17 protein-coding genes and 2 pseudogenes are annotated in these 23,736 nt (G+C 68.0%); 8 read left to right on the forward strand and 11 right to left on the reverse strand.

Annotated features, from left to right (window positions below; translation table 11 throughout):
• Nucleotide 1 precedes the first annotated feature (1 nt).
• Nucleotides 2–1,210, reverse strand: coding sequence for a thiolase family protein (locus MRAB57_RS07085; RefSeq protein WP_077086946.1), 1,209 nt, complete (start codon nucleotides 1,208–1,210; stop codon nucleotides 2–4).
• Between the two features lie 9 nt (nucleotides 1,211–1,219).
• Nucleotides 1,220–3,445 (reverse strand): acyl-CoA dehydrogenase family protein, encoded by a 2,226-nt coding sequence (locus MRAB57_RS07090; protein ID WP_077086947.1) that lies wholly within the window; start codon nucleotides 3,443–3,445, stop codon nucleotides 1,220–1,222.
• A 182-nt stretch (nucleotides 3,446–3,627) separates the two neighbouring features.
• On the opposite strand from MRAB57_RS07090, the gene MRAB57_RS07095 reads away from it, so the two are divergent.
• Together MRAB57_RS07095 and MRAB57_RS07100 are read left to right on the forward strand one after the other, a co-directional pair.
• Nucleotides 3,628–4,221, forward strand: coding sequence for a TetR/AcrR family transcriptional regulator (locus MRAB57_RS07095; RefSeq protein ID WP_077086948.1), 594 nt, complete (start codon nucleotides 3,628–3,630; stop codon nucleotides 4,219–4,221).
• 148 nt (nucleotides 4,222–4,369) lie between these two features.
• Nucleotides 4,370–5,371 (forward strand): alpha/beta hydrolase, encoded by a 1,002-nt coding sequence (locus MRAB57_RS07100; RefSeq protein WP_077086949.1) that lies wholly within the window; start codon nucleotides 4,370–4,372, stop codon nucleotides 5,369–5,371.
• Here the strand turns inward: MRAB57_RS07100 and MRAB57_RS07105 are convergent.
• Both MRAB57_RS07105 and MRAB57_RS07110 read right to left on the reverse strand, forming a co-directional pair.
• Nucleotides 5,368–5,934, reverse strand: coding sequence for a cytochrome b (locus MRAB57_RS07105; RefSeq protein WP_077086950.1), 567 nt, complete (start codon nucleotides 5,932–5,934; stop codon nucleotides 5,368–5,370). The genes MRAB57_RS07100 and MRAB57_RS07105 overlap by 4 nt on opposite strands.
• Nucleotides 5,931–7,052 carry a catalase family peroxidase gene (locus MRAB57_RS07110; protein WP_425436713.1) on the reverse strand — a complete coding sequence of 374 codons (1,122 nt, stop codon included), beginning with the start codon at nucleotides 7,050–7,052 and terminating at the stop codon, nucleotides 5,931–5,933. The genes MRAB57_RS07105 and MRAB57_RS07110 overlap by 4 nt, the downstream gene beginning before the upstream one ends.
• Nucleotides 7,053–7,173: 121 nt before the next feature.
• Between MRAB57_RS07110 and MRAB57_RS07115 the strand changes: the two are divergent.
• From MRAB57_RS07115 to MRAB57_RS07125, 3 genes and pseudogenes are all read left to right on the forward strand, one after another.
• Nucleotides 7,174–9,096: pseudogene (locus MRAB57_RS07115) on the forward strand (N-acyl-D-amino-acid deacylase family protein); the annotation flags it as partial.
• 11 nt (nucleotides 9,097–9,107) lie between these two features.
• Complete coding sequence (locus tag MRAB57_RS07120) at nucleotides 9,108–10,445, forward strand: aromatic ring-hydroxylating oxygenase subunit alpha (RefSeq protein WP_077086952.1); 1,338 nt, start codon at nucleotides 9,108–9,110, stop codon at nucleotides 10,443–10,445.
• 78 nt (nucleotides 10,446–10,523) lie between these two features.
• A complete protein-coding gene (locus tag MRAB57_RS07125; protein WP_245835861.1) occupies nucleotides 10,524–10,904 on the forward strand; it encodes a hypothetical protein in 381 nt (126 codons plus the stop codon).
• A gap of 4 nt (nucleotides 10,905–10,908) precedes the next feature.
• On the opposite strand, the gene MRAB57_RS07130 is transcribed toward MRAB57_RS07125, so the two are convergent.
• Both MRAB57_RS07130 and MRAB57_RS07135 read right to left on the reverse strand, forming a co-directional pair.
• Entirely contained in the window at nucleotides 10,909–11,565 is a 657-nt protein-coding gene (locus tag MRAB57_RS07130) for a response regulator transcription factor (RefSeq protein ID WP_077086954.1), read from the reverse strand.
• Nucleotides 11,562–12,770, reverse strand: a complete 1,209-nt coding sequence (locus MRAB57_RS07135) for a sensor histidine kinase (RefSeq protein ID WP_077086955.1) — start codon at nucleotides 12,768–12,770, stop codon at nucleotides 11,562–11,564. The genes MRAB57_RS07130 and MRAB57_RS07135 overlap by 4 nt, the downstream gene beginning before the upstream one ends.
• Nucleotides 12,771–12,903: 133 nt before the next feature.
• On the opposite strand from MRAB57_RS07135, the gene MRAB57_RS07140 reads away from it, so the two are divergent.
• Nucleotides 12,904–15,750 (forward strand): MMPL/RND family transporter, encoded by a 2,847-nt coding sequence (locus MRAB57_RS07140; RefSeq protein ID WP_077086956.1) that lies wholly within the window; start codon nucleotides 12,904–12,906, stop codon nucleotides 15,748–15,750.
• On the opposite strand, the gene MRAB57_RS07145 is transcribed toward MRAB57_RS07140, so the two are convergent.
• From MRAB57_RS07145 to MRAB57_RS07165, 5 genes and pseudogenes are all read right to left on the reverse strand, one after another.
• Complete coding sequence (locus MRAB57_RS07145) at nucleotides 15,742–16,347, reverse strand: class I SAM-dependent methyltransferase (protein WP_077086957.1); 606 nt, start codon at nucleotides 16,345–16,347, stop codon at nucleotides 15,742–15,744. The two genes, MRAB57_RS07140 and MRAB57_RS07145, sit on opposite strands and share 9 nt — an antisense overlap.
• A 94-nt stretch (nucleotides 16,348–16,441) precedes the next feature.
• Nucleotides 16,442–18,004: a SulP family inorganic anion transporter gene (locus MRAB57_RS07150; protein WP_083743592.1), complete on the reverse strand. Its 1,563-nt coding sequence runs from the start codon at nucleotides 18,002–18,004 to the stop codon at nucleotides 16,442–16,444.
• A 276-nt stretch (nucleotides 18,005–18,280) separates the two neighbouring features.
• Entirely contained in the window at nucleotides 18,281–19,609 is a 1,329-nt protein-coding gene (locus tag MRAB57_RS07155; RefSeq protein ID WP_077086958.1) for a sensor histidine kinase, read from the reverse strand.
• Between the two features lie 87 nt (nucleotides 19,610–19,696).
• Nucleotides 19,697–20,655 (reverse strand): annotated as a pseudogene (locus MRAB57_RS29495) (NAD(P)/FAD-dependent oxidoreductase).
• Between the two features lie 80 nt (nucleotides 20,656–20,735).
• Entirely contained in the window at nucleotides 20,736–21,623 is an 888-nt protein-coding gene (locus MRAB57_RS07165) for a fructose bisphosphate aldolase (protein ID WP_077090441.1), read from the reverse strand.
• A 187-nt stretch (nucleotides 21,624–21,810) separates the two neighbouring features.
• Between MRAB57_RS07165 and MRAB57_RS07170 the strand changes: the two genes are divergently transcribed.
• Together MRAB57_RS07170 and MRAB57_RS07175 are read left to right on the forward strand one after the other, a co-directional pair.
• Nucleotides 21,811–22,422, forward strand: a complete 612-nt coding sequence (locus MRAB57_RS07170; RefSeq protein ID WP_077086959.1) for a TetR/AcrR family transcriptional regulator — start codon at nucleotides 21,811–21,813, stop codon at nucleotides 22,420–22,422.
• Between the two features lie 26 nt (nucleotides 22,423–22,448).
• Nucleotides 22,449–23,660 (forward strand): acyl-CoA dehydrogenase family protein, encoded by a 1,212-nt coding sequence (locus MRAB57_RS07175; RefSeq protein ID WP_077086960.1) that lies wholly within the window; start codon nucleotides 22,449–22,451, stop codon nucleotides 23,658–23,660.
• The last annotated feature ends 76 nt before the right edge of the window (nucleotides 23,661–23,736 follow it).

Here is a 23,736-nt window from a genome sequence, read left to right on the forward strand (position 1 = left end):
GTCAGTCTCCTTGCAGGATGAGCGTCGTCTGCTCGGACAGAATCCCACCGTTGCCCGACACGAAGGCACGGTTGCATTCGGCGATCTGGGCCGCTCCCGCACGCCCCATGATTTGCCGGCTCGCGTCGCAGACGTGGTGCATACCGCCGGCCAATCCCGCTTGGCCGAAACCGAGTTGGCCGCCGGCGGTGTTGAGCGGGAAGTCGCCGCGGAAGGTCAGGTCGTGGTTGTTGACGAACTCCATGCCCTTGCCCTTCTCGCAGAAGCCCGCGTCTTCGAGCGAGAGCAGCACAGTGATGGTGTAGCAGTCGTAGATCGACACCATGTCCATCTGGTCGCGGGTCAGGTCGGTCATCGCGAACGCGGTGTCGGCGGCCTCGGCGATCGGCGTGTGCAGGAGATCCTTCGCGTAGGTCGGCGTCTTGAACGGCACGTGCTCGCCAAATCCCTTGATCCACACCGGTCTATTGCGGGACCGCCGCGCCAGGTCGGCATTGGCCACGACGACGGCCGCGCCCCCGACACAGGGCATGACGATCTCCAGCATGTGCAGCGGGTCGGCGATCACCGGGCTGGCCAGCACGTCGGAGATGGTGAGCGGCTTGTCCTTCCAGATTGCGCCGTCGGTGTGGTTGGCGTTGACCCGGGTGTCGACGACCAGCTTGGCCATGGCCCGCTCGTCGTAGCCGTAGACCGCGGCGTAGCGCTGGGCTACCTGGCCGTAGGGGCCGTTCTGGCCAAGGTTGCCGTAGGGAATCTCGAATTCGGCTTGCGGAGAGCCATATTGGTTGCTCGACGACCCGAAATACAACGCGTCGCCGTAGGCCTTGGGCTTCTTGGCGGACATCGGGGTGATGTACCGGGCGGGCAGTGCGCACAGCACCGCGTCGCAGATGCCGAGTTCGACTGCGGCGGCCGCGCGCCACACCATCGCGGCCGCGCTGGCCCCGCCGAGGTCCACGTGCTCGGCGAATCTCGCTCCCACACCGAGGTATTCGGCGATGGTGGAAGGTACGAAGATCTCCGACTCGGCCAGGTGCGACGCCACGATGCCGTCGACAACCTCGAAGGGCAGCCCCGCGTCGTCGAGCGCGGCGGCGCCGAGTTCGGCCCACTGCTCGATGGCGAACGGCGCGGGCGACGCCTTCGTCATGCGCTCGGGCGCCAGCTCGACGTAGCCGACGATCGCCGCTTCTCCACGTAATCCCATGCTGTGTCCTTATTTTCGGGGCAGGCCGAGGATCATCTGCGCGATGATGTTCAGCTGGATCTCCCTCGTCCCGCCGCCGATCAGCTCGGCCGGAAGATGCAGGTAGGGTTCCACGACCGCGGCATCGTCGTCGTCGACCATCGCGACCTGCCCGGTCAACTGCAGCGTGGCCGCGAAGGTGCGTCGCAGCAGGACGTTCATCGCGACCTTGGCGATGCTCGACGCCGGGCCGGACGCCTGGCCGTCGAGCAGCCGGATGGTCTCGCGGACCCCGAGCGCCCTGATCGCGTTCGTGTAGGCGTCGAGCTCGCCGAGCGCCCGCTGCGCGTCCGCACGTTCGGGCCCCGGCTCCGACGCGACCCTGCGTAGGGCCACGGCCCGATCGAATTTCACGTATCCGCTGATGGCCGAACGCTCTTCGGCCATCGTGGCGATCGCGAGGGTCCAGCCGTCGGTGGGACCGCCCAGCAACATCTCGTCGGGAACGAAGACGTCGTTGAAAAACACCTCGTTGAAGTGCGCCTGCCCGGTCGCCGTCTTGATGGGCTGGATTTCGATGCCGGGCGATCGCATGTCGAGGATGAAGTAGCCGATGCCGCGGTGCTTGCTGGCTTCGGGGTCGGTGCGGGCCAGCAGCGCGCCCAGGTCGGCGTACTGCGCCAACGACGTCCAGATCTTGTGGCCGTTGATCCGCCAGCCGCCGTCGACCTTGGTGGCCCGGGTCGCCAGCGAGGCCAGGTCGGAGCCGGCACCCGGCTCGCTGAACAGCTGGCACCAATGGATGTCGCCGCGTTGAGTCGGCGGAATCAAGCTTTCCTGCAACTCTTTTGGAGCGGCAGCCAGCACCGAGGGCAGGATCCACTCGGCGATGTTCAGCGACGGCCGGACCAGCCCGGGTCGCTTGGCGAACTCCTCGTCGATGATGAGCTGTTTCAACGGACCCGCATCGACGCCCCACGGCGCCGGCCAGTGCGGTGCCATCAGGCCGGCGTCGGCGATCAATGTGCGCTGCGGCCCGGAGGCCTGGTCCGCGTAGTCGCCGTGCGGCGCGGGTGTGTCGTTGCGCAGCTGCGCCGCGGCGTCCAGCGTCTCGGCGACCCAGGACCGGAATTCCGACTCGGCGTCGCCGAGATTGACCGACATGTCGCGTGTCTGGGTGCAGGTGAGCTCCCCCAGCCGCCGCGCCCAGCGATTCGCCGGGCCGATCGATCCCGCCAGGCTGATGGCCCGGCGCCAGTACAGGTGCACGTCGTGTTCCCAGGTGAACCCGATGGCGCCGAGCATCGTCAGGGCGTCGAGCACCAGGTCCGGGATCGGCGACACCGCGATCGTCGCCGCCCCGGCCGCCGCGAGGCGGTGCTGATCGAGTGATTCGTCGGCGGCGCGCACCGCGTCCCAGGCCGCCGCGGTGGCCAGCTCGCTGTTGACCAGCAGCATCGCGGCGCTGTGCTGCAGGGCCTGGAAGGTCCCGATGATCTTGCCGAACTGCTCCCGCGTGCGCAGGTGCGCGGTGACCGCGTCGACGCACCACTGCACGATGCCGGCCGTCGTGCTGGCTACCAGGCCCACCACGATGCAGGCGGCGCGGTCCGGGTCTATCCCGGTGAGCACGGCGGATTCGTCCGCGGCGTAGTCGGTGAGCCGCAGCGTGCCGACGTCGGCGACGAGGTCGGTCCCGGCCACGGATTCGACTGTGGCGGTGGGCTGCTGAGCGTCCACCGGCAACCAGACGATCTCGCCGCCGTTGGCGCGGGCGCCGACCAGGATCACCCTCGCCGCAGGCGCGCCCGCGGTGACCTTCGAGCCGCCGGTGATCAGCCAGCGCTGGCCGTCACGGCGGGCGTGGAAGTCGGCGTCGTCGGGCAGGACGATGGCGGCGGCCGTACCGGCGGCGAGGTCGCGGATCAGCGATTCGGCGGCCGGTGTCGGATCGGCCAGCAGTGCCACGGCGCCCGCCGCCACCGTGGGCAGCAGTGGACCGGGCAACAGCGTCTTGCCCGCGGACTCCAGCACGCACGCCGCGTCGATCAGGCGGCCACCTTGACCGCCTAGTTCCTCCGGTAGGTGAACGGCGTGAAAACCGTTGGAGACCAGGGCATCCCACCACTGGGGAAGCTGGCCCGCGGCCAGCGCATCGAAGGTGGCGCGGGTGGTGGCGATGGGCGCGTGCCGGCCGGCGAACTGGCCGACGGCATCGGCGAGGTCAAGCTGCTCGGGGGTGAGTCCCAGACTCATGATCGCGGCTCAGAAGTGGCGAACGTGGGCTTCGGCCGCACGGACTGATATCCTTCCGTCTTACAAGACGAACCGTCTCGTCTTGTGGCAGATTACGGTCCGGGTCAGGATATGTAAAGCGCGCCCGGTGCCCGCGGCGAGGGCCATGACCACACGGGATCTCCAGAAACGAGGATCACGAGATGCCAGCCGATGCGACCCAGGCGAACCCGCGGCCCAGCTCGCCGAGGCGTCGCAGCGAGAAATCACGCACCGCGATCGTCACGGCCACCCGCGAACTGCTTCTGGAGCGCGGGTTCGACGGCCTGACCATCGAGGCCGTGGCCGCCCGCGCCGGCGTCGGAAAGCAGACCATCTATCGCTGGTGGCCCAGCCGTCCGGCGCTCGTCGCCGACGTCATGCTCGAGGACGCCGACAAGATCCTCGCGTCGGTCGAGCACACCGACGACCTCACGGCAGACCTGCTGGGCTGGGTGCGCAAGCTCGCCGCGACGCTGACGACGGCCCGCGGCTCGGCCATGCTGCGCACCCTGACCGTCGCGTGCATGGAGCACGAGGACACTGCCGTCAAACTGCGAGCCGGATTCAGCCTGCCGCTGCACGACAGCGTGCGGACCCGGCTGCTCGCCGAGGGCATCGACGAGCCGACCGCCGCGTCGGCCGCCGATGCGATCGTCGGTGGGGTGGTCTACCCGATTCTGTCTGACGCGCAGTCGTATTCGCGCAAGCGTGCCGAGCTGACCACCCGACTCATCGTTGCGTCGCTAGCTCGTTGACCACGTCGCGGGCTCAGGCGGCATCGGCAAGATCTAGCAAAGCAGTTCGGGACACCGAAAAACGTCGCAACCGCCTGCGGTCGGGCATAATCCGTCGAGAGCGCCGCGGCGCTCAGCAAGGGTAACCCTGCGACTATCAGGAAGAGTCATGCCGACCGTGTTCAAAAGGGCCTTTGCGACGACCGCCGCCGTCGCAGGGGGCGCCTTCGTGCGCCGCTACCTCGCCGCACACGAGGGCCTCGCCGCTATCGACACCGACCTGCGCAGCCCGCTCCTGATGCTCACCGGCCCCATGACCAGGCCACGACTGCGGCTGAGCCGGCCGTTTTCCCGCATCAGGGCGGCGACAGGCCCAGGCGTTGCGGTGACCAAACGGCGGACCGGCGGACCGTCACCCGTCACCGTTCTCGTCACCACGCCCACCCGCTCGTGTCCCGGGAATCGCCCGGGGCTGCTGTGGATTCACGGCGGCGGCATGATCCTGGGCTCACCGCAGCTGGAGGCCGGCGCCAGCGGACGGATGTCCGACGAACTCGACGCCGTGGTGGTCTCCCCCGACTACCGCCTGGCGCCCGAGCACCCGTTCCCCGCCCCGCTCGACGATTGCATGGCGGCCCTGAACTGGATGCGTGAGAACGCCGGGGAACTCGGCATCGATCCGGGCCGCATCGCGGTCATCGGGTCGAGCGCCGGTGGCGGGCTGTCCGCGGCCGTGGCGCAACGCGCCCATGACGAGGACATCGCGCTGCGCGCCCAGATCCTCGTCTACCCGATGATCGACGACCGGACCACGCTGCGCGACGACCATTGCGGCCGAGGACGATTCATGTGGACGCCGCAATCAAACCGGTTTGGATGGACGGCGTACCTGGGCAGGCCGCCCCGGCTGTCCGACGCACCGGACTATGCGGCGCCCGCCCGGCGCACCGACCTTTCCGGCCTACCCCCGGCCTGGATCGGCGTCGGCGCGCTCGATCTGTTCCATGACGAATCCGTCGCGTACGCAGAGGCGTTGCGGTCCTGCGGAGTTCCCTGTGAACTTGTCGTGGTGCCCGGGATGTACCACGGCGCCGATACACTCGCCCCGAATGCCCTGTCGATGAAGGGCTTTCGTGGCAAATCAGTGGACTACCTGCGCAGCCACCTCTAACCTCGCCGCGTGGGCCATAGCGACATCCGGCCGATCAGCTTGTCGCGCAGCACAAGCGTGTGGAACAGCACCGCGCACACGTGGGCGGTGAAGGTCGCGAAGAGCAGAAACGCAAGCACGCCATGGCATTCCCGCAACGCGGCATAGAGATCGAGGTTGCGCGGTGTGATGTCCGGCAGCCGGATCGGGCCGACCGCGATGATCGGGAATCGCGCGGCCGACAGCATGGCCCACCCGACCACGGGCTGGGCCAACAGCAAGGCGTAGAGCGCGTATTCCGACCATGTCGCGATCCGCCGTTCGACGCGGCCCATGGTCGCCAGGAACGGCGGCGGGCGGTGTGAGAGCCGATTCACCAGGCGCACCACCGCGAAAACCAGGATGGCCATTCCGAGCGGCCGGTGGATCGCGAGCAACAGCGGGTAGTAGGCCAGCGAGGCGATCATCGTGACTCCGATCAGCAGCTGCACGATCACCATCGGTGCCATCGTCCAGTGCAAGATCCGGGACAGGAGCGTGAAACGTACAGCGGCGCGCGGGCTTTCGCTTTCCGTCGTCGTCATGAGCGCACCTGATGGACGTTGACCTCGCTGGGCGATTTAGGTTCCTCGGCGCGGCGGGTGAACGAGCGCGCGTAGACGGCTGACCGCGCCGCCAGCAAGGGATCGTCGGAGACGGTGATGCCGTCCGGAAGCACCGTCGGGTCGAAGTTGACGTCGCGCGCGTTGCCCGCGTCTTCGGTCTGCACCCCGGTGATCGTGATGCTGCCCGCCTCGATCGACCGCCGCGTCGCGGGCCACGGCCTGGTGGCGTCGTCGGTCGGATCGCCCGGCTCGCCGATCGTGAGAACGAACCGCCACTGCAACGGCCGCTGCGCGACCGCGCCGATGAGAGCGTCGAACAGGTAGTCCTTGCCGACCGATGCGGGCGGGGCGGCCGGCCCGCCGGCTTGCTGGGGATGCGCCGACCAGCGCACCGGAACGGTCGCGCCGGCGCCGTTGCTGAACAGGAACGCGTTCAGTCCGTGAAACGTGCTGTCGGCGAATCCGGTGCTGGGCGGTGTCTGCTTGATGATCTTCATCGCCGCGACGGTCTCGGGATGCCGGTCGAGGAAGGCGGCCATCTTCTGCGGATCGGGCTTGCCGGTGCCGGGTACCGCCTTGGAGGCGAGCAACCGCTCGTAGAAACCTTGCGGAGTGCGGTCGGTGAACACCGGAAAGTTGATCATCGCGGTGCGCCACTGCTGGCCGGCGGGGTCCTGGAACAGCAGGCCCAGCCCGCGTACCGTGTCGGGCTTGTCGGCCTGATCGGGCAGGCCACCGCCCAGCGAAAACCGGCCGGTCAGCGGGAAGCTGCCCGGCCGGAAGAATGCCGCCCGGCAGATCGCCGCCGCCGCCCCGGTGCTTTCGAAAACCCCTGTGGCGCTGAGGCCTTTGGCGTGGTTACGCCGAAACCCGTCGTGGCGGCCGTAGACGTGTTCGAAGCGATCGGCGAACACCGGTGGCGTCAGCGAGTCGGGACGCAGCCAGCCACCGGCGTAGGCGAAGCCGCCCACGTCGACGGCGGCGACGCCGGCCACCGCGCCCATCCCCAGCAGCGCACCGCGCCGGGTGAGTGCGCCGAAGCGGCGTTGATCGGGCGGTGTTTCGTCGGGCTCGCGATCGCGATCAGCGGGCTCCATGGCCCACCGTCCTTTCCGGTACTGCCACGCAGCGTGGAACTAAGTCGCTGAAGGCAATTCAATCCATGGGCTGTTGGGGTGCGCAACTCTTAGGGGCTGTTGACGCCACCAGTTCGGACTACGACTCGGCGACAGGATTCGTTCAACTCTCGCCAAGACCTTCACTATTTACGCTCCGAGGCGTAGCGTAATGGGCGGCCGAGACCGGGCGTCCCCCGGTCTCGTGTCCACCAGCTTCGGCCGGCCAGCCCAGGGCGACCGCGAACAGACTCGGAGGAGACTCGTGTTCGACCTCAAAATCACCGGTGGCACCGTCGTCGACGGCACGGGCGCCGAGCGCTACCAGGCCGACATCGGTATCAAAGACGGCGTGATCGTCGACGTCGTTCGGCGCGGCGCCCACGACCCCGAAATGGGCGGCGAGGCCGCCGAAACCATCGACGCGACAGGCCATGTGGTGGCCCCCGGCTTCGTCGACATCCACACCCACTACGACGGCCAGGTGAGCTGGGACAGCCTGCTGGAACCGTCCAGCGGCCACGGCGTCACCACGATCGTCACCGGCAACTGCGGCGTCGGCTTCGCACCCGTGCGGCCCGGCAGCGAGCAATGGCTGATCGAGCTGATGGAGGGCGTCGAGGACATCCCCGGCAGCGCGCTGACCGAGGGCATGACCTGGGGCTGGGAAACCTATCCGGAGTACCTCGACGCGATCGGCAAGGGGAAATACGCGATCGACGTCGGCAGCCAGGTCGCCCACGGCGCGATCCGCGCCTACGCGATGGGTGAGCGGGGCGCGCGCAACGAGCCGGCCACGCCCGAGGACATCGAGGCGATGGGCCGGCTGGTGCGGGAAGCGATCGAGGCCGGGGCGCTGGGCTTTTCCACGTCGCGCACGATGGGGCACCGCGCAATGGACGGCGAGCCCGTTCCCGGCACGTATGCGGCCGAGGACGAGCTGTTCGGTCTTGGGCGGGCCATGGCGGCCGGGGGCCAGGCGGTGTTCGAGCTGGCCCCGCAGGGGTCCGCGGGCGAGGACATCATCGCCCCCAAAAAGGAACTGGACTGGATGCGCCGACTGAGCGCCGAGATCGACCGGCCGGTGTCGTTCGCCCTCATCCAGGTGGACGCCGATCCGAAGTTGTGGCGCGAGATGCTGGACCTGTCCGCGGACGCGCACGCCGACGGCGCCCGGTTGTACCCGCAGATTGCGGCGCGCCCGTTCGGCATGATGTTCGGGTTCCAGGGCCACAACGGTTTCAGTCATCGGCCCACCTTCCGCCGGTTGAAGGCCGAATGCAGCCCGCAGGAACTCGCGCAGCGCCTGGCCGACCCCGCGGTGAAGGCGGCGATCCTGGCCGAGGACGACCTGCCCGTCGATACGAGCTTGTTGTTCGACGGAATGTTCGCCCTGGTGCAGCACTCGCTGGGACGCCTCTTCGCGCTGGGCGATCCGCCCGACTACGAGCCCACCCCGGATCGCACCGTCGCGGCCATCGCCAAGGCCCGCGGCGAGGACCCGTTGTCGACCCTGTACGACCTGATGCTCGAGCAGGACGCGACCGCCATGCTGATGCTGCCGCTGTTCAACTACGCCGAGGGCAACCACGACGCGATCCGTGAGATGATCTTGCACCCCGCCGGCGTGCTCGGCCTGTCCGACGGCGGCGCCCACTGCGGAATGATCTGTGACGCTTCCTATCCCACGTTCCTGCTCACGCACTGGGCGCGGGACCGGCACCGGGGCGACAAGCTGTCGCTGGAGTACGTCATCCGCAAGCAATCCCGCGATACCGCCCACCTGTTCGGTCTCACCGATCGCGGCACCATCGAGCGCGGCAAGAAGGCCGACATCAACGTGATCGACATGAACGCGTTGACCCTGCACCCGGCGGCGATGGCGTTCGACCTGCCGGCCGGCGGGAACCGGATTCTGCAAGGCGCCAGCGGATACGCGGCGACCATCGTCAGCGGAGCCGTGACCCGTCGCAAGGACGTCGACACCGGCGCCCGGCCCGGTCGCCTGGTCCGGGGAGCGCGCTGACGGCTCCACCGGTGAAAGCGGCTGCCGGCAATCCGGCACGCACCCGCGACGGGGATGCCATCGGCACCCCGCCGCCGAGCCCCACTCTGGTTCCGGCCGAACGGTATTACTCCCCGGCGTTCGCCGCGCTCGAGGCCGAACGCATGTGGCCGAAAGTGTGGCAGGTCGCCTGCATGGTCGACCATGTCGCCGAACCGGGCGACTACTTCGAATACCGCTGCGGCCAGTACGGGGTACTGATCGTGCGCGGCGACGACGGCGTGCTGCGCGCCTTCCAGAATGTCTGCCGGCATCGCGGCAACTCGCTGTGCCAGGGCTCGGGCTCCGGGCTCAGCGAGCTCAAGTGCGGCTATCACGGCTGGACGTGGGACCTGGCCGGGGCGCTCAAGCGGGTGCCCAACCGCAAGGGCTTCGGCGCGTTGCACATGTCCGAATTTCCTTTGCTACCGGCTAGAGTCGACTGCTGGGCGGGACTCGTGTTCGTCAATCTCGATCTGGACGCGATGCCGTTGCTCGAGTACCTGGAGGCAATACCCGATGACATCGCGTGGTGTCATCTGGAAGATTTCCGGTGCTATGCCACGCTGACGGTCGACGTCGAGGCAAACTGGAAGACGATCGCCGACGGCTACAGCGAGACCTACCACATTCAGACGCTGCATCCGGAGTTACTGCGCTGCATCGACGATATCCATGCGCCGCAACAGATCTGGGGCCATACGGGTAAATCCGACCAGCCCTATGGCGTGCAAAGCCCTCGCTTCGAGGGCTCGCTGAGCGACGAAGAGGTCTGGGACGCTTACGTATACACCCAGGGCGCGCTCATGGGCGCGGCCGAGGGCACGCCCTTCCCCGCCGACGAACTCGAGCCCGGGCAGACCGTCCAGGAACTGATCGCCGCGCGCACCCGCCAATTCGCGGCCTCCCGCGGCGTGAATCTCGACTGGGCCGACACCGATCGGGTGACGCGCCTGCACCAGTACAACGTGTTCCCGAACATGACGCTGCTGACCAACGCCGACCACCTGACGATCATGTGCTCGCGCCCGGGCGCGGACCCCGATCACGGCGAGCTGGTGATGTTCTTGATGACGCGGGTGGCGCCGGATGCGCCCCGCAACAAGCCGACCGACGTTCGCGTGCCCGCCGACCAGTCCGAGCCGGGCGTGGTACTGACCCAAGACATTCGAGTGCTCGCCGGCCTGCAGCGGGGCATGCACCAGCCGGGCTTCACCCACCTCGCGCTTTCGGGTGAGGAACGCCGGGTGATCAACATGCATCGCAACCTCGAGCGCTACCTCGACCTACCCGCATCCGAGCGGATCAGCGGCGGTGCCGAGACCCCTTGACCAGCACCGCAAACCCCGCATCACATTGGGCCAAAGTAATCGCGCGCTGCGCCCCCGAATGGGTCTAGACTCCCGCTTGTGACGGCCGCTTCGAACCCCCTTGGCGAAGAGCGAGGACGACTCTCGCACCAAGTTCACACGCGATATGAGATTCTCGGCCAGCGGCGGGCACGGCGAATGAGCCGTAGCTTTGCTCGCGTCGGAATCCAAGCCCCACCGGTCCGCCTTCAACAGATGCTCGCGGGCATGCCGTGCACCGAAAACGAAGCCACGGATATCCATTTCGCCCTGATAGCAATGCAGATGGAGCGCGATCAGCGCAGCGCGAGATTCAAGCGGCTGCAGCGCAAGGGCACCCGCTCGGCATTATTTGCCGGCTTGATCCTGTTGGTGTTGAACTTCTTGTTCTGCATCGCCTATCTGATGCTGAACCTGACCGACCAGACCCCGCCGCTGTAGGTCGTCAACGCGGCGCGACGATGCCGTTGTCGTAGGCGTAGACGATGGCTGCGGCGCGGTCGCGCAGGTCGAGCTTTCCGAAAATCCGGCCGATGTGGCTCTTGACTGTCACTCCCGAGATGCAGAGCTCCGCGGCGATCTCGGTGTTGGACAAACCTTTTCCGATCAGGGTGAGCACGTCGAGTTCGCGGGTCGTCAGCTCGGCGATGTCGTTGCCGCGTGGGCCGTTGGCGGCCTTGCGGTAGGTGGTGAGAACCCGCGAGGTGACCGCCGGGTCGAGGTAGCTGTCGCCCCTGGCGACCGCGCGCACCGCGCGGATCAGCTCCTCGGCCGACGAGTCCTTGAGCACGAAGCCGGCGGCACCGGCCCGCAGCGCGCCGGAGAGCAAGTCGTCCTCGTTGAACGTCGTCAACGCGAGCACCGGCGGCCCGCCGGCCAGCCGCCGCGTCGCCTCGATCCCGTCGACCCGTCGCATCCGCAGATCCATCACCACGACGTCGGGTCGGTGTTCGGCCACGGCCGCGGGCACCTCGTCGCCGTCCGAACACTCGGCGACCACGGTGAAACCGTCCTTGCGGCGCAGGATTCGGCGCAGCCCGGAGCGCACCAGATCCTGGTCGTCGACCAGCAGCACGGCGATCTCGGGTGCGTCGTCGGTCATTGTTTGCACCACCACGGCCGCCAACTGGCGTCGCCCTCGTGCAGCGGCACGTCCGCCTGCACCGCCCACCCGGCATCCGTCGGGCCGGCGTTGATCGCGCCCCCGAGCAGCTCCACCCGCTGGCGCATGCCGCGCAGGCCGCGGCCTTCCGACGATTGCGCGGCCGATACGGCGGCGGGCAGCTGGTTGGTGATGGCGAGCTTCGCCGAATTTGCTGAAACCTCTAGCACCACGGCCGCCTTCGAGTCGGGTGCGTGTTTGGCGATGTTGGCCAGCGACTCCTGGGCGATCCGGTAGAGCGCCAGGCCCAGCACCCCCGAAACGCGCTCGGTGGGCCCTTCGATGCGCAGCGTCACGGCCAGCCCGGCCCGCTCAAAATCCTTGACCAAAATGCCGATGTCGTGGACGGCCGGCTCCGGCGTGGTCTTCATCGGCCCGCGGTCGAGCAACCCGACGGTGCGACGGATGTCAGCCATCGCCTGGCGACCGAGTTGCTCGGCCTGCTCCAGCGCCTCGATCGCGTCGTCGACATCGCGGTCCTGCTGCAGGCCCCGCCGCGCACCCGTCACGTGGAGCAGCGTGACCGACAGCGAGTGCGCGATCACGTCATGCACTTCCCGCGCGATGCGCCGCCGCTCGTCGGCGGCGGCGTGCTCGGACAGCATTTCCTGCGCCTCGATTTGTTTCGCCATCAGCAACCGTTGGGAGCGCATCACGTAGCCGAGCAGCCAGGCCGCCCCCACAAAACATAGGTAGAGCGCCACCGCATCGAGGCGATGCAGCGCGGATGCGGCGAGCAGCAACGCGACCGCAGACACGGCCGCCGCCAAGCCGCCCGCGACGGAACTCAATGCCGCGACAGCGAGCACCATGAGCACCAGCAGCACCGGTGCGAAATCGGTATGCACGGGCGTCGACGTGCCGAACAACATCATGGCCGTCGCCGTCGACCAGGCCGCCCATATCACCGTCGGGCTGAGCTTCATGTTGAAGAAGAAGAACAACAGCATCGGTGTGGTGGACATCGCGAACCCGGCCAGACCGACGGGCAGGTCCGCGGCCGGTCGCTGCACTATTGCGATGACCCAGCCGCCGAACTCGATCGCGTCGACGGCGATGAAGGATGTCCAGGTGATGCCCACCGGAATCATCTCGCGTTTTCGGCGTAGCCGTTCCCGCAGGTAACCGCTGACGGCACGCAACATCAGCCAATCCTAAAAGAGCCCGCAACCAGGTCACATCATGCCGAGGTCGGGATTGGCCTCCGCCCGTGGTAGGAGGGCAAGACCGAACTTCGGCACGACGCGCGGCACCGGCCCGTCTTCGTAGCGTCGAACCATGAATTTATGGGGGGATCGACTGTTCCGGCTGCTGACCGGCCGGTACGCAATCCTGATCATCGGCCTCTGGGTGCTGGCGGCCGCCCTCGGGAACGTCGCGGTGCCGCAACTGGAACGCGTCATCGACGCCCACACCCGATCCTTCATGCCCGCCGACGCGCCGAGCTCCATCGCGGCGACCCGGGCGGCGCAGCTGTTCGGCCAGACGCCCACCAACAACTTCGTCTACGTGGTGCTGGAAAGCGACCAGCGGATGGGCCCACGCGACCGCCAGTTCTACGACGCGTTGACGGCGGCGCTCGCCTCGGACCGCCGCCACGTCTACGCGGTCTCGGACCTGTGGTCGCAACCCGCCACGGCCGCGGGCGCGCAGAGTCCCGACAGGAAGGTCGTCAAGGTGATGGTGCGGCTGGCCGGCATGCTGGGCACCTCGCAGGCGCGCGAGTCGGTCAACGCGGTGCGCAACGTCATCACGCGCATCCCCGCGCCGGCGGGCCTGCATGTCGACGTCACCGGACCCGGCGCCACCATCGTCGACGAATTCGCCGCGATCGACCGGCAGATGCTCGGGATCACCGCGGCCACCATCGGGCTGATCCTGCTGCTGCTTCTGGTGGTGTACCGATCGCCGATCGCCGCGGCGATCCCGTTGACGTCGGTCGGTCTGGCCCTGGCGGTGGCGCGGGCCACCGTCGCCGCGCTCGGGCAGTCCGGCGTGGTCGAGGTGTCGCTGTTCTCGGTGGCGCTCATGGCGGCGATGACGCTGGGCGCGGGCACCGACTACGCGATCTTTCTCGTCGGGCGATACCACGAGGGTCGCCGCCGCGGCCTGCCACCGGATCGGGCGCTGTCCGACGCCTATCGCGCGGTCGCGCCGGTGGTAATCGGTTCGGCGCTAACCGTGTCGGCGGCGCTAGCCTGCCTGGGCTTCGCCAAGGTGGGCATGTTCCGCAGCGCCGGAATCCCCTCTGCCATAGGCATTTTCGTGACCATGCTGGCGGCGCTGCTGCTGACACCCGCGCTCATGGGTCTGGCGGTGCGCCGAGGATACCTCGAGCCGCGGCCCTCGACGACGGCGCGGCGGTGGCGCCGGGTCGGTGCGGCGGTCGCGCGCTGGCCCGGGCCCATCCTGGTCACCGCGGGCGGGTTGACATTGCTGGCGGCGCTGCCGCTGGCCGGCATCCGGGTCGGGTGGAACGAACCCGCGGCGACCCCGGCGTCGGCCGAGTCCAGCCGCGGCTACGCGGCCGTCGATCGGCACCTGCCGGCTAACGCACTGCTGCCCGACATCGTCACCGTCCAGTCCGACCACGATCTGCGCAACCCGGCGGGGATGATCGCGATCGAGCGAATGACCCGACAGCTCATGGCAATTCCGGGCGTACGCAGCGTGCAGTCGGCCAGCCGTCCGGACGGCAAGGTGCCCGACGAGGCCACGCTCACCTACCAGGCCGGTGTGCTGGGCCACCGGTTCGGGGACACCATCGATTCGCTGAATCAACGGCTCGCCCGGGTCGCGGAGCTGGACAACGCGCTGGCGCAGGCCGAGGCGGCGGTGGACAGCCTCGGCAGTGGATTGCTCGGCGGCAGCGCGGGTCTCGCGGACATGTCGTCGGCCGCGAGCGACATGCGCACCGGCATGACCGGCCTGCAACATACCGTCACCACGGTGTCGGGCTACCTGACCCCGCTGCGCGACTTCGTCGGCCGCACCCCCGACTGCGCGGCCAATCCGTTGTGCTCGACGGTGGATCGCGTGCTGCAGCCCGTGGACAGCCTGGTGCAGAGTTCGACCGAGCTCGGCGACGGCGCCGCGAAACTCACCGGCGGGTCTACCACGGCCGCCGCCGCCCTTGCCCGGCTACCGAAGTCCGTGGCGTCGATGAAAGACGCTCTGGGACAGGCTCGCTCGGCCACGCATGATCTTCTCGGCCTCACGCAGTCCCTCGGGCCGCAGCTGCACCAGCTGACCGACTACTTGACGGAGATCGATACCCAATTCCAGGGCAGCGCCGCATCCGGCTTCTACCTGCCGCAGCGGGCATTCAGCGACCCGCGCTACACCGAGGTTCTGCGCCAGCTGATTTCGGCCAACGGCCGCGCCACCTACCTGCTGGTGTACGGCGACGGTTCGGAATGGGGCGACGACGGGGCCCACCGGGAGCATCAGGTCCGCGCCGCCATCAAGGAGGCCACCAAGGAGGGCACGCTGGCGCCGACCGCCGTCGACCTGGCCGGCGTCGGGCCGGTGACCGCCGACCTGCAGCGGTTCGTCGCCCGCGACGAGACGTTGTTGGTGGGCGCGGCGCTGGTGCTCATCTTCGTCATCGTCACGGGCATGCTGCGCAGTCCGGTCGCCGGGCTGGTAGTCGTGGGCACCGTCGTCGCTTCGTACGCGTCGGCGTTGGGCATGAGCGTACTGATCTGGCAAGACCTGTTGCATCAGGAATTGCACTGGGCAACAGCGCCGATCGCATTCATCGCGCTGATCGCCGTGGGCGCCGACTACAACCTGCTGCTCGCCTTACGCATCAAGCAGGAGGCGGCGACCGCAGGCCTGCGAACGGGCATCGTCCGCGCGTTCGGCGGCACCGGCGGCGTGGTGACCACCGCGGGCATCGTGTTCGGGCTCACCATGCTGGCCCTGTTGTGCAGCAGCGTGCTGAGCATCGCCCAGATCGGCACCACGATCGCCGTCGGCCTCCTGATCGACACCCTCGTGGTGCGGGCGTTCGTGGTGCCGTCGCTGGTGGCGCTGCTGGGCCGGTGGTTCTGGTGGCCGCGCGGGCTTCCGCGCAAAGCGACGGTGGTGCCGACGAAAGAGCCTGAGCTCGAACTAGTTTGATGCGGCCTTACGGAACCGCACGAAGTCACGCCAGCGATTCCCGGTCGCGTCGACGAACTCGAAATTCTCCGGCTCGGCGAGGTCACGCAACTGCGCAACGCTGATCCGGTCGGGGTCGGGAAACGCTTCGGCGAACACCAGCTGCCCGCCCGGTTTCAAGATGCGGCCCAGCGATCGGACGCAGGCCCGCTGGTCCGGAACCTCACCGATCACCGCGGCGAGAAATGCCGCATCAAACGTGTTGTCCGGGAACGGGAATCCCTCGGCGGCCTGGCCCGCAGTGAAGCCGACGTCATGGAAGCCGGCCTGCTCGAGTTGCCGCCGGGCCTTCTGCAGCATCTCGGGCTGCAGGTCGAACAGGTCGAGTCGCCCGTAGGTGAGGCGCCGCGCGATCTCGACGCTGTAGAAGCCCGGCCCCGGTCCGACCTCCAGCACGCGTTCGGTCCCGGTGAGGCCGATGCCGTCGACGATCCGCCCCGGCTTGGACAACGCCCGGCGCACAGGGTTATTCAGGAAGAACGCCGCCTGATGCGGGTAGGGAGAGGCGCCCTTCTCGCGCGCCTTGTGTAGCAGCGCGTCGACCCAGGTTGTCGGCATCAGACCTCCTTGCTAGTGCCTGGAGTTAGGGTACCCTAAGTCCAGGTGAATGCAAGAGGCCCTACCCCGGTCATCCGAGCCGACGGGTTCGAGTTCAGGATGGTGCGTTGGCCTCGACCAGCGTCAGGTGGCTCGACTTAGCCGGCTCGTGGTCGGCACGGCGCGTAATCCCGCCCACCTCCGCGGCGCCGTGGATCTCGACCGTCCCGCCGGTCGCGCGATGCTGGCGCTGCCAATCGTTAATCGCCTGATGCGCAGCGTGATCCAGGTAGTTCACCAGCAGGTGGACGGTGACGGTGGTGCGTTCGGGAACCGAGGCCAACACGCGCGTCAATCGCGGCAACGCCAGGAACGTGCAGGCCCCCTCGACGTCCACCCGCCATTCGTCACCGACCGGCGTGGCCTCCACCTTGGCGCGTATCACCCGCCACCCGGTCAGTGCGATGGCCACCGCGAGGCCGATCATCACACCGTGCAGCAGGTTGAGGAAGACGACCCCGACCACAGTGATCAGGTAGACGGCCAAATCTCCTGTCTTCAAAGCGGTTTCGATGTGAGCGGGCTGGAGCAGTTGTATGCCGATCACGATGAGCAGGCCGGCGAGCGCGGCGGTCGGTATCTGCTCCACCAGCTCCGCGAACGGCAGGGCGAAGACCAGGATCCATAGGCCGTGCATGATCGTCGAGGCGCGAGTTTTCGCTCCCGCGTTGACGTTGGCCGCGCTGCGGACGATGACGCCGGCGATCGGCAGGCCGCCGATGGCCCCCGACACGATGTTTGAGGCACCCTGACCGATCAGCTCACGATTGAAGTCGGTGCGCGGACCGTGGTGCAAACGGTCGATCGAGACCGCGGTCAGCAGGCTCTGCACGCTGGTGATGAGCGTGACGGTGATGATGCCGAGGACCACGGCACCCCAGTTTCCGTGCGGAATCGCCGGCAACTGCAGCGCCTCGAGCACCGACCCGTCCAGCTCGATACGGGACACCCGGAACGGAAAGACCAGCGAGACAACCGTTACCAGCACGATGGCGACCAGCGGCCCGGGGATGGCGGCCACCTTGGCCGGGGCCCAGCGCCAGGCCACCAGGATCGCGATCACGAGCAGGCCCAGGGCCAGCCCCGGCCGGTGGGCGCCGACGACCTGCGCGGGCAGGCCGACGACGTTGTCCCACGACGAACTTTTCGACTCCCCGCCCAGCAGCACGTGAACCTGCTGCAGGGCGATCGTGATGCCGATCCCGGCCAGCATCGCGTGGACGACGACCGGCGAGATCGCGAGCGCGGCGCGCGCAACACGGCTGAGCCCCAACAGCAGCTGCATGACCCCCGCGGCAACGGTGATGAAACAGGTTATCTCCCAGCCGAATTCGCCAATGAGGTCGGCGACGACCACGGTCAGCCCGGCCGCCGGACCACTGACCTGCAGCGGCGACCCGCCGATGGCGCCACCGACGACGCCGCCGACGATCGCGGCGATCAGGCCGGCGAGCACCGGTGCGTCCGAGGCGATCGCAATTCCCAGCGACAACGGGAGCGCGACCAGGAAGACCACCAGCGACGCCGACAGGTCGTAGCGCATCGCCGCGCGCAGTCGGTCCATCCGCGAAGCCGGACAGTCGGCAGCTGGACCGTCGGCGTGTGCTGTGTGCTGCATCGACCCCTCCATAGGTCTGGAAAACCGGGCATGTTTCACCACCCGCGACCAGCGGTAGTGGTCTATCCGGTACAGCACAGACGATTACGCGATCCACCAACTCCGTTGTCCGGCTGGGCACACCTGGCTGTTGCGTTCGAAGGTAGGTGGGCGGCCGGACACGGGTCAACCTGGCGGGCCGCCTGCATAGGGAACGCAAATCTTATCAACGGCCATATGTTACGCGTGCGTGACGGCGGTATAACGGCAAAGCCGTTGATCTACAAGATCTTTCGATCAGATCGGTCCGCGCCCATCGCCGGCCAACTTGAGCAGCAACCGGGTGCCGCCCAGCGGGCTGGCATGCAGGGAAGCACTGCCACCGTGCAATTCGGCCTGCTGGGCCACGAGCGCGAGCCCCAGGCCCGAACCCGACCGCGACGCAGTCGAGCCGCGTGAGAAGCGGGCGAAGACCGCGGTGCGTTCCTCTTCGGGTACACCGGTTCCGTTGTCGTCGATCGCGATTTCGACGCCCTCGCTGGAGCTGCTGACGGTGAGCTGAATCTTGGTGGCCCCGCCGTGCTTGACGGCGTTGGCGATGGCGTTGTCGATCACCAGCCGCAGACCCGTCGGCAGCCCGATCATCAACACCGTCGGCGAGGGCACCAGCGACACCACCGCGTTCGGGTAGGTACGCGGCGCGTCGTGGGCGGCGCGGTCCAGCAGCTCGGTGATGTCGAACGGGACGAAGTCGTCGATGGTCGTCAGTTCCCCCTGGGCCAGCCTCTCGAGCGCGGTGAGCGTCGCCTCGATGCGGCTCTGGGTCCGGATGACGTCGCCGATCACTTCCTGGCGTTGCTCGGGGCCGAGCTCCAGCGTGGACAGCACCTCCAGGTTGGTCCGCATGGCGGTCAGCGGGGTGCGCAGCTCGTGCGAGGCGACGGCCGCGAAGTCGCGCGCCGATTCGAGCGCGGCGGTGGTGCGCTGTTGCTCCTTGCCGATGCGATCCAGCATGTCCTCGACGGCTTCGGCGATCTCGACTGCCTCACGCACGCCGCGGACCTGAACCTCGTCGGGGCTGGACTGGGCGCTGATGAGACGGGCCTGCCGGGCCAGCAGCAGGAACGGATTGACCATGATCAGTGAGATCACCCAGCCGACCAGGATGGTGCCGGTGATGACGCCGCCGCAGATCAACAGGACGCGCAGGTGCAGTTCGTTGATCCGGTGCTGCGCCTCGGCCAGCGGCGCGGCCAGGGCGATAGACGCCGGGCCGGCGGAGAAGGTCCGGACGCGGTACTGCACGCCGTTGATCGTCGTATTCGCGTAGCCGTCGTCGAGTTTGGGCACCACGACGTTGCTGGGCACCGACACCGTCACGCCCCCGACCCGCGCGGTCCGCACCACGTTGCCGTCCGGCGAGGGTCGATCGCCGTTGGTCTGCTGCGGGCTGGTGAGCAGCGTGTTGATGTCACCCAGGCTGCTCACCGAGTCCAGGCGGCGGTCGAGCTGGCTGTATTGGTCGTTGGTGACGCCGACCCACACCCAGACACCCAGGGTGACGACCAGGGCAATCACACCTAGCTGCGCGACGAGGACGATGGTGCGCAGCGACAGTACCCGCATCGGCAGCCGGATTTTTCTCAACGCGCGAATGTTGGGCTCCCCTGGTGGACTACTGCTTCTTCGCGACCATCATGGCCCATTCATCGCTCACCGCCGCGCATCACCGAGGGTCAATTCGTCGGGCAGCCCCTCGGTGAGCGCGGCCTGCGCGAGCAGTTCCCCGAGCAAGGGGCCGAACTTCATCAGGTTGTTCCCGACGAGGGCAACGACCCGACCGCGGCGCCACACCATCCACCCGTCACCGCCGGCGTCCAGCCACGGAGCGTGTACCGAGACGCAGTCCACCTGGCCCACCGGGGACAACGACGGGAACAACGCGCGAACGCCGGCCGGATCCGGGATCTCCTGACCGAACGCCCAACGTCCGGTACTGCCCAGTGGCAGGCCATAACCCTCGGGCGCCGCCAGGCAAGCGGCGCCGGTGGCGTCGGCGCCCTGATAGGTGAAGCGGGTGTGCGGGACGAACTCGACGTCGACCGGCCCCAGCAGTTCCGGCGTCTGGGCTCCCACACAGACCAGGACTTGCTCGGCGCGGGTGACCGTCCCGTCCGCCAGCCGGACCGAGCCGTCGTCACCGAGCGAGACGACCCGGCCACGCCGGATCTCGACCCGGGCCGCCACGGCGGCCAGCGCACGCCGGATGCGCAGGCTGCCACCGATGGGATCGAAGATCGCGGTCTCCCACCAGCGGCGACGAAGGGGATCCGGGCCTCGACGCCGGGGCGGTCAAGCCAGGAGAACTCGGCGCCGGCCTCGGTCATCGCCGTCGCCGTCGCCTCGGATGGGGCCGCCGCGACAAAGCCTTCGGAACCGAGCAGGCGCCCGCCGCCGAGCTCGCTCTCCCAGCGCCGCCAGCCGGCGCGCGCCCGGATGGCCAGCCCGCAAAGCTCGGCGCGCTGATGGACGATGCGGAAGATGCGCGCCAAGCCCGCGGACAGTTCGGAGTACGGCTCACCGCGCTCGAACACCGCCACGTCCTCGCCGCGCCGGGCCAATTCGTAGGCGGCCGCAAGCCCGCATATGCCCGCGCCGACGACAATGATCACCAGGCGACTCCCTTAATGCCGAGTGCCGCAATGGAATTCACCGAACCCCCTCGCGGTGACCGGACGCGATCGCCGGGCCGCTAGGTGATCGAGGCCGCGTAGATCTCCTTGATATTGGTCCCGAGCTTCTCGTCGAACTCCGCCTCGCTCTGCTGGGCGGTCAGTCCCTCGGTCAGCGCCCGCGAGAAGCTGGCGATCAGGCCGTGGTTGCGGCTCAGGATCGTGCAGCTCTCCATCATGCTGTAGCCGCCGGACAGGGCGACGACCCGCAACACCCGCGGGTGGTCGATCAACGACGCGTAGAGGTTGTCCTCGTCCGGCAGGGTCAGCTTCAGCATGACCTGACCGTCGCCGGGCAGCCCGTCGAGCTTCGCGGTCAGCGCCGACACCAGCAGGCTGTCCGCCTTTGGCTTGTCGGGGCTCTTGATGCTGACCTCGGGCTCGATGATCGGCATCAGCCCGCGCGCGGCGATCTTGTCCGCGAACTCGAACTGCTGGTCGACGATGGCCTTGATGCCGCTCTCGTTCGGCTCCTGGATGAACGAACGCATCTTGGTTCCGAAGATGCCCTTGTCCACGGCCCGATCCAGCAGTGCGTCGAGCTTGGTCATGGGCTTCATCAGCTGCACGCCGTTTTCGGCGTCGCCGAGCCCCTGGTCGACCTTCACGAACGGCACGATGTGCTTCTGCTTCCACAAGAAGGCCGCGGAGTCCTCACCGTTGATGGTCCGATCCATCGTCTGCTCGAACAGGATGGTGGCGATCACCTTGTCGCCGGTGAAGCTCGGGGCCGTGATCAGGCGCGCGCGCATCTCGTGGATGAGGTCGAACATCTGCTCGTCGCCGTCGTAGGCGTCCTCTTCGATCCCGTACAGCTTCAGGGCCTTCGGCGAGCTGCCGCCACTTTGGTCCAGCGCGGCGATGAAGCCACGGCCGGACGCCATTATGTTGCGCTGCTCTTCGTTCACTGCGTTCCTTCCGTCGTCCTGCCGGCGGGTTTCCGGTTTGCCACCGGGCTCCGCGAGCTGGGTCTCAGCATCGCGCATCCGACCCCCTCCGGCTACCACCGGGGACGGGGCCGCACACGTACCCGCCCGAAAACCTTAATCCACGTCCGATTTGCCACCGCAGGCAGTGAGTGAGTACTCTCTCACCATGTCCGTCTCGGGACGCGATCGGCTGCTGGCCGAGGCACTGAAGCTGTTCGCCGCAAAGGGCTACGCGGCGACGTCGGTGGCTGACATCCAGCGGGCGTCCGGTCTCGCGCCGGGTTCTGGCGCGCTGTACAAACACTTCGCGTCGAAGCGTGAGCTGCTGGAGGCGGCCGTCGCGCACCGGATCGGCAGCATCGTCGCCGCGCGCGAGCAGTACGACGCCGGCGAACCGGGCAGCGTCGAGCGCGCGGTCCGCACGGCGGGTCAGCTGATCTGGAGCAACCTCGTCGAAAGCGAGGAGGTGCTCAAAGTGATGCTGCGTGAACCCGACGAGGTCGGCGACCTCGACGAGAAGACCTGGCAGGTCATCACCGACAACGCCTATCAGCGATTCACCGACGAGCTGGTGGCCTCCAACCGGTCCGGGCGCACCAGCATCCCCGATCCCGAGGCGGCCGCGGCCGTGGCGATCGGGTCGCTTTCCTACGCGCCGACGTTGCAGGCGCTGACCGGACGCATGCCGGGCAACATCGACGGCGAGCGCTACTTCGAGGCGTGGGTCAGCCAAACGCTGAGCGTCCTCGCCCAATACACGAACCCCCGAACCCCTTGACTACCAAGTAAATTCAGGAGCTGAACATGACGTTTTCACTGGAACTGAGCGACGACGTGATCGAGGTCCGCGATTGGGTGCACCAATTCGCGGCCGAGGTCATCCGGCCGGCCGCTGCCGAATGGGATGAGCGCGAGGAAACTCCGTGGCCCGTGATCCAGGAGGCGGCCAAGGTCGGGCTGTACTCCCCCGACTTCTTCGCGCAGCAGGCCGCCGAGCCGACCGGGCTGGGCATGCTGGCCGCATTCGAGGAGATGTTCTGGGGTGACGCCGGCATCGCACTGTCCATCATGGGCACCGGGCTGGCGGCGGCCGCGTTGGCGGGCAACGGAACCCCCGAACAGCTGGGCCAGTATTTACCCGAGATGTTCGGGACACCCGGCGACCCGAAGCTCGGCGCGTTCTGCTCCTCGGAGCCCGACGCGGGATCCGACGTGGGCGCCATCCGCACCCGCGCGCGTTACGACGAGGCGGCCAAGGAATGGGTGCTCAACGGCACCAAGACCTGGGCCACCAACGGCGGGATCGCCAACGTGCACATCGTGGTGGCCTCCGTCTACCCCGAACTCGGTACGCGCGGCCAGGTTTCGTTCGTCATCCCGCCGGAAACCAAGGGGCTATCGCAGGGCCAGAAATTCAAGAAGCACGGCATCCGCGCCTCGCACACCGCCGAGGTAGTCCTGGACAACGTCCGGCTGCCCGAGGACTGCATCCTGGGCGGCCGCGAGAAGTTCGAGGCGCGCATTGCCAGGGTGAAGTCCGGCGCCTCCGCCGGTGGCCAGGCCGCGATGAAGACGTTCGAGCGAACCCGCCCGACCGTCGGCGCGATGGCCGTCGGTGTGGCGCGGGCGGCCTACGAATACGCGCTCGAATACGCCACGCAGCGAGAGCAATTCGGCCGCAAGATCGGCGAATTCCAGGCCGTCGCATTCAAGCTGGCAGACATGAAGAGCCGGATCGACGCCGCCCGCCTGCTGGTGTGGCGGGCCGGCTGGATGGCGCGCAACAACCAGACCTTCGATTCGGCGGAGGGTTCGATGGCCAAGCTGGTGGCCAGCGAGACCGCGGTATACGTCACCGACGAGGCGATCCAGATCCTCGGCGGCAACGGCTATACCCGGGACTACCCGGTGGAGCGCATGCACCGCGACGCAAAGATTTTCACGATCTTCGAGGGCACCAGCGAGATCCAGCGCCTGGTGATCTCCCGCGCGCTGACCCGCCTGCCTATCCGGTGAGCGGCCCCTAGCCGTCCGCCGGCACTGCGGCTACGAACCCCTTTCGGAGATAAGTCAGCGCGGGAAGGGTGATGTG

This window comes from Mycobacterium rhizamassiliense (assembly GCF_900157375.1).
Classification (GTDB): Bacteria; Actinomycetota; Actinomycetes; order Mycobacteriales; family Mycobacteriaceae; genus Mycobacterium; species Mycobacterium rhizamassiliense.